The sequence below is a fragment of the Pseudomonas sp. PA-7-1E genome, assembly GCF_021605325.1.
Classification (GTDB): domain Bacteria; phylum Pseudomonadota; class Gammaproteobacteria; order Pseudomonadales; family Pseudomonadaceae; genus Aquipseudomonas; species Aquipseudomonas fluorescens_BV.
The window spans coordinates 265,039-275,029 of the sequence record NZ_WKFA01000001.1 but is presented as its reverse complement, the minus strand read 5'-3'; the positions used below and the strand labels follow the sequence as shown (position 1 = coordinate 275,029).

The following is a 9,991-nucleotide window of genomic DNA, read 5'->3' as shown; positions in this document are numbered from 1 at the left end:
TTCCGTGGTCTCGTGGGCTCGGAGAATGTGTATAAGAGACAGGGGAAGCCCTTGGCCTGCTGTATCGCGGGTTGCTCAGCCGGCTGTTGCACGAGTTCGACCTGCCACTGACAAGCGCCGATACCGAGGGGCAGGTGCTGGAGCGCGTTCATCGTTTGCAACAACCGCAATTACTGGCGTTCAGCGACGAACTGACGCGCCACTGGCAAAACCTGGCCTATGGTCACCGCCTACCGCCCTCTTCAGCCCAACAAAAACTGTGCAGCGACTGGCGTGCTCTTTTCAGTGACGGAGCGAGCCAATGAACCGGGCGTTATGGTGGGTAGCGCTGCTACTGGCGTGCCTGTTGGGTGCGGGCGGCCTATATGGCTGGCACAAGGCAATTCCCTACGAGGAAGTGGTAAATCGCGGCCCGTCACCAGAGGCACGCGCCAACCCTTACCTGGCCGCCGAGCACTTTTTGCGCCAGCAAGGCGTGGTGGTGGCGCATGCCAATGGCCTTGAACGACTCGCCGAACTGCCCGCCAAAGGCCATAGCCTGTTGCTGCTGGGGGAGCGCAGCAACATGACCCCACGCCAGGTCGAACAACTGCTGGGCTGGGCAAAAGCCGGTGGCCACCTGCTACTGGTCGCCGAGGCATTATGGGATGAAGAAACCGGCACCAGCGGTGACTTGCTGCTTGATCGCCTCACTGTCCGCCAAACCTTGAGCGACACCTTCGACGAACCCGCGCCACCGCGTAAAAAAACCAAGCCGGACCTGACCAAGCTGTATGTCGACAACGAAACGGCACCGGCCTATTTCAGTTTTGACACCGACTTCAACCTCACCGACCCCAAGCACCTGGCGCAGTTTTCCGCCAACAGCGCCAAGTCCAGCCACCTGATGCAACTTGACCTGGGGCAAGGCCGCGTCACGGTGATCACCGACAGCGACCTGTGGAAAACCGCGGATATCGGCAAACATGATAACGCCTGGTTGCTGTGGTATCTGAACCAGGGCACTGACGTCACCTTGCTGTTCAACAGCGACACGGACGATCTGTTTACTCTATTGCTCCGTTATTTCCCCCAGGCCCTCGTCGCCCTGGTTGCGCTGCTTGCTCTGGGGCTGTGGCAGGCAGGCATGCGCCAAGGCCCGATCCAGGCACCGGCTCCCAAGGCACGTCGCCAGTTGCAGGAACACTTGAAGGCCAGCGCGGACTTCCTATTGCGCCGCAGCGGCCAGGGCACGTTGTTGCAAGCCTTGCGACACGACATTCTGCGCGCAGCCCGGCGACGCCATCCAGGGTTCGAACACCTCGATGCGTCAGAGCAACGCCAGGTGCTGGAACACCTTACGCGACAACCCCCTCACATCATCAGCCAGGCGCTTGAGCCCGTTGCGCTGAAGCGGCTCTCCAGCGCCGACTTCAGCCGACAGGTGGCGCACCTGCAAACCCTCAGGAATGCCTTATGATCTGGCACCTTGCAAACGTTAGATCTCCATACTATTAAGAAATAGTCCCTGAAGAGCTCATAGCCCTGAGATCGTTCCTGAGGGTCACCTCAGGGCCCTATGTCTGTCAGAGCAGCCAAAGGGATCGGGTGTCTCGTCAGTGCAGGGGATGGCAGATGGAGCTTGTTTGGGCTACTGAGGATTTGGTGATCTCTGGGCAACCCTATCCGGGGCTCCCAATTCTGCTTTGGGACTCAATGAAGAGTTGCGTCCCTGTCAATCTATTCATTCGCCACTACCTGCTTCGCGGGGTCATTGGCTCTAAGCGATCCTGGCCCAGCACCGGTCGCGCGCTGTACGACTTCTTCAGCTTCCTTCAGGCCCATGAGATCGACTGGCGCGACGTTGATCGTGGCGAGGCCAAGAGCCTTGTGGCGGCCTACCGGGACTACTGCCTGGTAACGTGCGAACTGGCACCGAACACCACTCACCAGCGCCTGCATTACATCTGCAAGTTCTACGAGTTCGCGCTGAAGGAGGGGTGGGTGAAACGCTTACCCTTTGCATATGAAGAACGTAGCGTGAGGCGCGGTAAAAGCTTTCTTGCACATATCGATGCCAGTGGCGGCAAGGCTATGGCAAACGATGTGATGCCGCGTAAACAGAAGGCCCTGCCAAAGTTCCTGAGCATGGCCGATGTCAAGGCGCTGCTGACCGCTGCGGAGAACCCTCATCACCGCATGATGATGCGCCTGGCGCTACATACTGGTCTGCGCCGCGAGGAACTCGCCGCCTTCCCGCTGACCTATGCCTTCGACCCAGACAAGGCGCTACGAAACGAGCGCAACCTTCGCATTCGCCTCAATCCATTCGACGGCAGCGGCATGGTGACCAAAGGCAGCAAGCCACGAGATATCTACATTAGTCGCCAGTTCATGGCCGAACTCTATCGCTACGTATCGAAGGTGCGGGGCGAGCGTGCCTCGCTGAGCAAGACCCCGCAAAGGGCTTTGTTCCTTAACCAGTCCGGAGTGCCCTATGGCAAGGACGGCAAGAGCCTCAACCGGATCATCAGCGAGGCCGGCAAGCGAGCTGGAGTCAAGGTCCATACGCATATGCTCCGACATACCTATGCCACTCATACCATAGTCAGCCTTCAGCGCAACCGTGCGAACGGGATAGACCCTCTGGTGTTCGTTCAGCGGCAACTCGGCCATAGTTCGATTCAGACGACAATGGTGTATCTGCATCTAGTCAACGAAATGGCAGACGAGGTGGTGCTCGCCTATGACGACGAGTTGAACGCGCTGACGGAAGTGGCCTGATGGGCAATCGAAAGGAGTTTGCCAAAACCGATCTCAGCATCCCGCAAGTGGGGTATAGGCACGACGCGGCAGGTAGTGCGGTCATTATGACCGACGTCATTCCTCCGGCGAAAACCGCGGTCGAGTTCGGGCGGAATACCTCTGGCATCCGCCGCTTCGACTTTGCCCGCTGGTACGGTGCAAGCATCGACCACATCACTTACGCTGGCCAGCGCCAGATCGAGCGCTTCCTCGCAGGGCAGGAGGGTGGAGTCGCGGCCAGCACCGTGGTGAGCTACTGCAAGACTGGGCTGCGCTATTTTCTCGAGTACTGTGTGTTGCGAGCAACGGCTTTTGCGCATGACTTGGTCCTGGCCGATGTGAACCGGGACCTGATCGACGGCTATCTCGGCTATCTGGCCGGGCTGGGCGTGGAGACTATCGCGCAGAAGACCTTCTACACGCATACCAAGCCCGTGCTGCTCGCACTAGGGAGGCGCGGGCTGATCCCGCTGGTGGCCTCCGGCGATGCGGCCACCTTCCCGAAGAACCCCTTCCCGAACAGCAACCGCAAGGTCAAGGGCGAGACGGCGCTATCCAAGCGCGAGCGGCAGGTATTCAGCGCCGCGCTGCGAGCGGCAATCAAGCCGATGTGGGCCGACGACGCGCCTGTGACCGGCGAACTGCTGGGCATCGCATTGCTGATCGTCGCGCTCCACACCGGACGCAATACCACGCCACTGCTGGAAATGGGCCGCGACTGCCTGCAACCGCATCCCAAGGACGACACCGTTTTCTTAGTCCTTTGGAAGCGGCGTGGCTACAACAGCAGCAAGGTAGCGCTACGCGCCGAGTCGGACGCCGAGCGCCTTCTGGAGTCCACGCCGAGTGTGCGAACCAACGTGGAGCGTCTGATCCGCCGCGTGATGGCCTTGACTGAGCCCCTGGATGCAAAGGCCCCGGACGACCTCAAAGGCCGCGTATGGCTGTACCGCAGTCGTAGCGGGAAGAGTGTCGGTAAAGTCACGGTATTGAGCGCAGATATGTTGGCTCGGGCGACAGACCACCTCGTAACCAAGCATCGTCTGATCGACAGCGACGGAGCGCCACTTCGCATCAACATCTCGCGCCTGCGCAAGACATTTGCCAACCGCATCTTCGAGTTGACCGATGGTAATTTAGCGACCACCGCCGTGGCACTCGGCAACACCCTACAGGTAGCCGACCAAAACTACCTCAAGCCCGGCGAGAATACCCGTCGCAACTGGAGGTTCATGGGCGAGGTACTGGTGCAGGAGTTGCTGACTCGAACCATCGGTACGACCTACAAGGCCACCCCCATGGGCCACTGCACCGACCTGGTGAACGGCCAATACGCCCCGAAGCGCGAAGGCGCGACTTGCATGAATTTCATGAATTGCCTGCGCTGCAAGCACTACGCGGTGACAACCGAGGACCTGTACAAGCTGTTCAGCTTCTATTTCCGTGTGCTGACCGAGCGCTCGCGCATGGACAAGCGACGTTGGGCACGGGACTACGCCCACATCCCCCGCTTGATCGACCACTACATTGTTGCCGAAGGGGTACGGCGCGGCACCTTCAAGACCTCAGCAGTGGAAGCCGCCCGTGAGCGCGCCCGCACCCGGCCGCACCCGTTCTGGTCGGTTGATCTAATCGATAGCCTGGAGATTTTTGCATGAGCGATAACGCCCTTGCCACCCAGCCAAGCGATGTGCGTGGGCTGCCCAAATCTGAACGCGAAGCCCTGATCATAAACGTTACCCAGGTCGATTGGCAGCGGGTTATCCGCAGCCGCTACGGCGACGACATCTGGCAACTCAACGGCTTCGCCAGCAACGTGCCGGCCAACAAGAAACAACTGGACTTCTCCAGCGTACCGTCGGCGTTTCGGTCGGTGATGAAGGCGATGCTGTACCGCTACCTACAACGTGGGCGTCGTGGGGCGGGTCAGCCTAAAGGCGCCATGCTGCAAAAAACCTTCTATGAAATAAGGCTATTCCTACGCCACCTCGAGGCGCTCAAGCTCGACCAACTGGGCGCGGTGACACCCTTAGTCTGCAAGACCTATGTGACCGCCTGCAAGGCATACCGACAGACTAACCGATCCAAGGGTAAGCCGCTGTCACAACGCGCACTTCAATGCCGATTCAACGCCGTCGAAGCGCTCTATGAACTCAGTCAATACACTGACGATTCAATGCCACAACATCCTTGGCCCGAGACTTCCGCGAAAGCGATGGCGGGGCTTCTCGGCGACGCCCAAGGCGGCAAGACGCTGCTGATTCCCGATGATGTGTTCTGTATCTTATTCGAGCGGGCCTACCAGCAGGTTGAACGCGGCCAGCACCTGCTTGACCTGCAAGATACCGTAGATGCTGTCACGGCTCAGCGAAAGGGGCAGTCTCGCAGGGCTTTCTATACCGCGAAAAACCGCCATCTGGCCTCCCTTGGGTGGGAGGGCGGTCTGAGGGCATTTAACAAAGCGTTGAGCGACCTACGCACGGCCTCCTACATCGTCCTGGCCAGCACCTCCGGCTGCCGCAACCACGAGCTGGCCAATGTGCTGTCCAGTGCACACCATCGCACCCAGGATGATGAGGGCACCATCTACCACTGGATGCGTTCACAGTCGGACAAGACTGATGCCGGTATCCATGACTGGATGATCCCCGAGGCTGCCGTGCGTGCCCTGCGCCTGATGGAGCGCTGGGCCGCACCCTATCAGGCCATGATCGCTGTCGAAATTGAGCAGCGGCACCGCACCAACCCTCGTGATTCGCAGATCGTCGAGGCGTACAAGCACCGTCATGCGCTTTTTCTCGGCGTAGATCCGAATGAAGGCAACCAGGTGCGCACCCTTTCCGCCACTAGTTGGAGCGAAAAACTCAAGGTATTCGCCAAGGATTGCGGGCTGAACTGGAACCTCACTAGCCACCAGTTCCGCCGCAAATTCGCCAACTACGCCGCGCACAGCCGCTTCGGCGACCTGCGCTACCTGAAGGAGCAATTCGCACACTGGTCGCTGGACATGACTTTAGGCTACGCCATGGACGACAGCTGGGGGCAGCATCTGGACCTTGATCTGTACGCCGAGATTCAGGCGGAGTTGGACGATATCAAGCTTGGTATCGTTGATAACTGGCTGGGTGATGCCGCCCTGGCCGGCGGCTTTGGCCGCGCGCTCAATCACTGGCAGCGGGATCCACAGAATCTCCTCATCTTCAAGGATCAAGCTTCGATGCTGAAGTCCATTGCCGAGAGCACCGCGATTCGCAGCAACGGTCATGCCTGGTGCACGGCGGACAATGACGGTTGCATCGGCAATACTCTTGAACGTACCCGCTGCGGCAACTGCAACAATGCTGTGATTGGACGCCATCACTCGGCCATATACCAGCGACTCTACGATGATTTGAAAGGGCTGCTGCATTGCCCGGACATTGGCGAAAGCGGACGACAGCGCGTTGAGCGCGACCTGAATCGGTGCCGAGACGTACTGGCCCAATTAGGCATGGCCCCGGAGACCCTGATCGCATGAAGCCTATCGACAAGGCAACCAACTACAAGCCGGCTGAGGATCGTGAAAAGGATCTGCGGCTCGCGCTTTACCGCATCCAGAAGGGACGTACCCGCTCTGGGGAAACCAAGGTTACGATCACCGCAGTCGCCCGCGAAGCAGGCGTATCAACGGCGCTAATTCACAACTACTACCCAGGAATTGCCGAGGCTATCCGCGAGGCTCAAGGGCGTTCCAGTCGCGCCATGCGTGATGTGAAACACCAAGGCTTGCTTGCTGAGCGCAAGAAGTCCGCAGCCTATCGTCAGGAGATAGAGGAACTGCGGGCCAAGGTCGCCCATCTCGCGTCCGTCAATGAGGTGCTATTGGACGAGAACCGTGTGCTCAAGAGTAAGATGAATGATCATAAGGTGGTCGACCTGGCTTCAAGGAAACCGCATGGATAGGTCAATTTCGCATAGTGCGCATTTTGATGGAAACGGCACCGTATCGAGTGCATTCTTTTTGGCGATTAATAAGGGCCGTAGTCGGCAATAGGCAATCATCGGGCTAAGGCAAACGAACCGTTGAGTACTTGAGCACTAGCGCTATTCGGCGCGGCCTAGAACATTCGTCCAACAGCGTATTGAAGATCCCGCGGCTCAGTTGACTCGCCCCTTGTCTTGTAATAGACCGATGGCTCAGCGTGGGGGGGGTTATATCTAGAAGTTCTTTCGCTGGCTGAGAACAGGAGTCTCAAAAAAGGCAAAAGCCCGGTCATCAACCGGGCTCTGCAGGTCCCTCAAGGGGGTAAACTCAAGTGCCTCAAGGGCTACCGGGAAAACTGTATGGTCGGTTGACGCAGATGTCAACATTAGTCAGATAATACAGATATCTTGCGACCTTGGAATTCTGCAGCTCTGCATCTTCTAAAAGGTAGGAGATAAATGCATACCGTAATGTGTAGTCGTCAGAGTCTGTGCAAGACTTGCCTAACGCGGTCTACTAATACCATGCCGTAATACGCGCGAACTGCAATCGGGTTGGGGTCGTGTAAACATATCGTGTACCCGCGTTTGGCGCCGATCACCATGCCCACTTAAATTTAAGTGCACACAATGTCTTGGCTTTGCGGGCTAGGTATGTGCTCTTTCCACGGCCTGGCGGCCCTGTGAGCAGAATCGCACTCCCCGTAGCGGCGACGGCGTCACGGACGAACTCCCAATAAAATATTTCGTCGGGCACCTCGTAACCCGGGGGTACAACAAAGTCTTCAGGCAAAGGTGCCGGCGGCGTCGACCGCAGGATGGTGCGGAACTGCTCCAGCGTGATCCAGCCATCCGGGGGGCAAGAAGTTTTTCGGCGTTGCCCAGTTCAACACAACGTTCTTGAGGGTACGCGGTATACCGGTTTGGGGCTCGCGAGTTCCTTCAGCCGATGCCGAAGAGATAATCATTAACTTTTATCGAGCGCTTTTTTGAACGTTACTCACTGCTGTCAGTTGATCCGAGAGCTATTTCGTAAGTTGCGCGTGGTCGGTTCGTCCCCTACCTCTGCTGGAAATAAGGTTACGCCTACCTTGCTGGCATTGTAGAATCAATCGCGAAGGGGTGGGTTTTTCCTCTCGTGCAAGCGAGGGCGGTTCTGATAATTAACAGCTTCGGCTGTTGGGCCTTGCCCACTGATCCCTCTGGGGATGTTCAACGGTACTCAAACCCTCCCACCCCTTCGCCTTTTCTATGGAGAGATGTGAGTGAAAAAGGACGGCGTCTGGTTCACCTATAAGGCACGCATTCAGGCCCACAAACGCCTGGAGTGGCTCGACTTTCACTCACAGCTTTTGCTGGTGTGGTACGCAATACTGAGTGCAGCACTCGGCGTGCTGACTATTAGGAACAGTGAGGTACTAGGCGCCAATACCGACATTATGGCGACCATTCTCTCGGTTGCTTTACTTGGTGTATCACTCACGGTTACTAACCGGGACTTCCGTGTGCGGGCCGTGCAAATGCGCACGAACTACCTAGAGCTGCAGAAGCTCCACCGCCGGCTCCCTGACGAATCCCAAGATCCCAGTTATCCCAAGCCCACCGATGAACAAATCGAGCGGTATGACGAGTTACTTGCCGCCACTGAGAACCATCGTGAGATCGATGATCGAATTGCCCGCGTTTTTGCAACGGGACTCACAAGTAGATCACCTACGGCCTTCGAGAGCTTCGATGCCCTGCTATGGCTCACTTTGCGCTTTCTGATCACAGCAGGTCTTTATATTCTGCCGGTAGCAGCAGGGCTTTACTCGTATTGGGCCAAGCCATGAGTGCCGCCCTTAGCTTCAAGAGACGTTTCTCTCGCAAGAGCTTGCAGGAAATCTACACCGACAAGATCAAGCTATCAGGAGCGATAGGGCTGGATCGCGTGAGACCCGCGAATCTCGACAAGAATCTAATCGCCGAGCTGGATCACATCATCCAAAAGGTTGACCAAGGCGCCTATCGGTTCACGGCATACAAGGAAAAATTGATTCTCAAGGGGGCATCGTCGCTCCCTAGGCAGATTTCCATCCCAACGGCCAGAGACAGAATTGTTTTAAGGGCCCTCTGTAACTGCCTCGCCGACGTATTCCCCACAGCCAAGCTAATCCTGCCGCAAATCGTCATCGACGACCTCAAAGGCGCTCTCGACTCAGGCGCTTTCGCTGAATACGCAAAGATCGACCTAAAGACTTTCTACCCCAGCATTCCGCACGAACTGATTACTAAAGCCACCAAGACGAAGATCCGAAAGGCACAGTTCAGGCGTCTCATAGCCGACGCCCTCACCACCCCCACTGTCCCGGAATCCCGAGGTGGCAGAGATGCGGATCGATCAAGTGTCGGGGTACCGCAGGGATTGGCTATCTCAAACGTCTTGGCTGAAATTGCTATGCAGGGCATCGATACCGCTTTCCGGTCGCGACCAGGAATTTGGTATAAGCGATATGTAGATGACATCCTGATTTTAACGCCGGAAGGTGAGGCTCAGTCCACCGCGAACGAGCTGATTGTCGCCCTTAAGGCACTCAAGCTGAATCCGCACGACTTCGGCCCGGACTCTAAATCCAAGGTCGATGACTTGACCGAGCCTTTTAGCTTTCTGGGATATAAAGTCGAAGGCGGCGAAATTTTGGTTCGCCGCGAGAGCATTCTCAGATTTGAAGGCTCTATAGCAAAAATTTTCACTGCCTATCGTCATAAGCTTCAAAGCGCTCGCAGTCGCGCAGATAAAGAGCGTGCCCTCGCCTATTGCCAATGGAAGCTCAACCTTCGGATCACCGGCTGTATTTTTGAAGGCAAACGCCTTGGTTGGGCTGCGTACTTTTCGCAGATCACCAGCACCTCTCAGCTCCGAGCGATAAATCACACCATCAGCAAGCTGACTCACCGCTTCTGCCCACGAGGCGAGGTTCGCCCGAAGTCCCTTATCAAGACCTTCTATGAGCTGCAGCGTGGCTTAAGCGCAAACCATCGGTACATCCCTAACTTCGATGACCTGCACGTAGCTCAGAAGCGCCAGGTGCTTGAGATTTGGCTTGGCGCTGACGCCAGGCTTTTAAGCGATGCTGAGGTTGAGCGGCGGTTTGCCATCAAGATCAGTAAGGCGGTACGTGAGTTGGAAGAAGATATTGCTCAAACGTCTTAGCAATTTTCAGCTCTTGGGGCCTGTTAAAACGCTGAAGAATAGCGGCAGCAC

At 57.1% G+C, this 9,991-nt stretch carries 7 protein-coding genes and 1 pseudogene; all 8 read left to right on the top strand.

Going from position 1 to position 9,991, the window contains the following annotated elements; translation table 11 throughout:
* Positions 1–44: 44 nt before the first annotated feature.
* A pseudogene (locus GIW79_RS01250) lies at positions 45–305 on the top strand (DUF4129 domain-containing protein); the annotation flags it as partial.
* Positions 302–1,459, top strand: coding sequence for a DUF4350 domain-containing protein (locus tag GIW79_RS01245; protein ID WP_197900796.1), 1,158 nt, complete (start codon positions 302–304; stop codon positions 1,457–1,459). The pseudogene GIW79_RS01250 and the gene GIW79_RS01245, both read left to right, overlap by 4 nt.
* Before the next feature lie 155 nt (positions 1,460–1,614).
* Positions 1,615–2,763, top strand: a complete 1,149-nt coding sequence (locus GIW79_RS01240) for a tyrosine-type recombinase/integrase (protein ID WP_232590577.1) — start codon at positions 1,615–1,617, stop codon at positions 2,761–2,763.
* On the top strand, positions 2,763–4,442 hold the full coding sequence (locus tag GIW79_RS01235; RefSeq protein ID WP_232590579.1) for a hypothetical protein: 1,680 nt from the start codon (positions 2,763–2,765) through the stop codon (positions 4,440–4,442). Before GIW79_RS01240 ends, GIW79_RS01235 begins: the two co-directional genes overlap by 1 nt.
* Positions 4,439–6,301 carry an integrase gene (locus tag GIW79_RS01230; protein WP_232590581.1) on the top strand — a complete coding sequence of 621 codons (1,863 nt, stop codon included), beginning with the start codon at positions 4,439–4,441 and terminating at the stop codon, positions 6,299–6,301. The genes GIW79_RS01235 and GIW79_RS01230 overlap by 4 nt, the downstream gene beginning before the upstream one ends.
* Positions 6,298–6,726 (top strand): TetR family transcriptional regulator, encoded by a 429-nt coding sequence (locus tag GIW79_RS01225; RefSeq protein ID WP_232590583.1) that lies wholly within the window; start codon positions 6,298–6,300, stop codon positions 6,724–6,726. The genes GIW79_RS01230 and GIW79_RS01225 overlap by 4 nt, the downstream gene beginning before the upstream one ends.
* A gap of 1,286 nt (positions 6,727–8,012) precedes the next feature.
* Positions 8,013–8,579: an SLATT domain-containing protein gene (locus GIW79_RS01220; protein WP_232590594.1), complete on the top strand. Its 567-nt coding sequence runs from the start codon at positions 8,013–8,015 to the stop codon at positions 8,577–8,579.
* Entirely contained in the window at positions 8,576–9,940 is a 1,365-nt protein-coding gene (locus GIW79_RS01215; protein WP_232590596.1) for an RNA-directed DNA polymerase, read from the top strand. Before GIW79_RS01220 ends, GIW79_RS01215 begins: the two co-directional genes overlap by 4 nt.
* Positions 9,941–9,991: the final 51 nt, after the last annotated feature.